The sequence below is a fragment of the Vibrio sp. D173a genome (assembly GCF_030248475.1).
The window spans coordinates 1-812 of sequence record NZ_JAHGAH010001030.1; the positions used below are offsets into that span (position 1 = coordinate 1).

Below are 812 nucleotides of genomic sequence, written 5' to 3' on the forward strand. Positions count from 1 at the left end.
TTCGTCATCACGGCCAATTACAGGATCGAGCTTACCTTGCTCTGCACGCTCGGTAAGGTCTACCGGAAACTTCTCCAAAGCTTGGCGTTTGTCTTCAGCATTCGGGTCATCGACTTTTTGACCACCACGGATCTGCTCAATCGCTTGAGAAAGCTTTTGCTCTGTTAAACCCAGCTCTTTTAGCAAGTTACCTAGAGGGCCACGGTCTTCGATTGCAGCAAGTAGGAAGATCTCTGAAGAGATGTAGGTGTCTTGACGTTTTTGAGCCACCTTGTCACATAGATTGAACAAGGTGCCCATCGCACTTGATAACTGTACATCACCTCCGATACCACTCACTTTTGGCACGCGATCAAGGATCTCACTCAATTTAGAGCGCAGCTGAACCACATCAATATTCAACATGGTAAGCAATGGACGAATCGCACTACCATCTTGATTTAACAGTGACACCATTAGGTGTACCGGTTCGATATATTGGTGATCACGACCTAATGCGAGAGACTGAGCATCAGATATCGCAATTTGAAATTTACTGGTGAATCGATCGAGACGCATTCCAACCTTCCTACTTATAGATATGTTTATCTTATGAATAGAAGATGGATACGGTATCGGGGATTTTCAAGGGGAAAGGAGTGAACTATCACGCAGAAAGTTCACTGTTTTTACGATTAGTCTAACCAGATAAAGGTCGCTTGACGTCCAGTGACTCCATCACGGCGATAAGAGTAAAAGTTATCAGAATCCGCAAAGGTACATAGATTACAATCAAACACTTGCGTAACACCAACATGTGCAAGACGCTGAGT

The 812-nt window shown here is 44.3% G+C and carries 2 protein-coding genes; both read right to left on the bottom strand.

Going from position 1 to position 812, the window contains the following annotated elements:
* Positions 1–558 (bottom strand): Clp protease N-terminal domain-containing protein (locus KIV40_RS31055; RefSeq protein ID WP_285353146.1); only part of this gene is annotated, 558 nt, incomplete at its 3' end.
* Positions 559–674: 116 nt separating this feature from the next.
* The coding region (locus KIV40_RS31060; RefSeq protein ID WP_285353147.1) for a laccase domain-containing protein at positions 675–812 on the bottom strand (138 nt) is incomplete at its 5' end.